The sequence below is a fragment of the Staphylococcus sp. 231237_7MaSpsaltlick genome (assembly GCF_043107035.1).
Window position 1 is genome coordinate 1 of the sequence record NZ_JBICNX010000235.1, and the last position, 699, is coordinate 699.

Here is a 699-nt window from a genome sequence, read left to right on the forward strand (position 1 = left end):
CTTATCGTCTTTCTTTGAATTAATGAGTAAAGTTACAACAGTAATAGTCGCTAATATAATTGCTATAATAATCCACATTATTTACTCACCTCGTATTTCTCTGCGCCTTTCTCCTCAATTACTACATCACTATTCATTACTTGTACACGCTTGCCATCTATATTAATAACTAATGCTCCGCCGTCATTATATTTGGTTCTCACTTTATCTCCCTTATATTTCTTAATTACATCACCTGTCTTACTGTAAACAGTGACTGTTCTTTCTAATCCTTTCGTGTCACTTTTATGGTCTTTTATTTCATCATCTAACCATGTACACCCACCTAGAAATACTGTTAATAATAATGTTGCTGCTAATACTAATTTTTTCATATTAAAATTCTCCCAAATTGTATGCTCTAAGTTTCATTCGATTGGCTTGTGATTATATTGCTCTTTTAGTTACTTCATAATCCTTAGGGCATTTATCCACCATGTCATTCGCTTGTTTACGACAAATGATTTCATATGTGATTTCTTTTGATAACTCGTATAAAAATATAATTAATAGTGTTTTTAATATTCTCATTGGTTTTCCTCCTAGAAAAATAATTGAGTACCCAGCCCCAAAATAAATCCGATACCTGCTACAAGTGTTAAACTATCTGATTTATGTTGTCCTATTTTAAAATGTTCTTTAATAAAAGATTTACTCATA

Annotated in this window: 2 protein-coding genes; both read right to left on the minus strand. The window is 30.6% G+C overall.

The genetic code is table 11. From position 1 onward, the window contains the following. Nucleotides 1-77: 77 nt before the first annotated feature. On the minus strand, nucleotides 78-374 hold the full coding sequence (locus ACF91D_RS31150; RefSeq protein WP_107597324.1) for a DUF5052 family protein: 297 nt from the start codon (nucleotides 372-374) through the stop codon (nucleotides 78-80). A 52-nt stretch (nucleotides 375-426) separates the two neighbouring features. After that, a complete protein-coding gene (rinB, locus tag ACF91D_RS31155) occupies nucleotides 427-570 on the minus strand; it encodes a transcriptional activator RinB (RefSeq protein WP_392438609.1) in 144 nt (47 codons plus the stop codon). Between the last annotated feature and the right edge of the window lie 129 nt (nucleotides 571-699).

What these genes read in the sequence shown, in the direction of transcription:
- ACF91D_RS31150 (WP_107597324.1), bottom strand. Translation starts at nt 374, where the DNA reads ATGAAAAAATTAGTATTAGCAGCAACATTATTATTAACAGTATTTCTA.
- rinB (WP_392438609.1), bottom strand. Translation starts at nt 570, where the DNA reads ATGAGAATATTAAAAACACTATTAATTATATTTTTATACGAGTTATCA.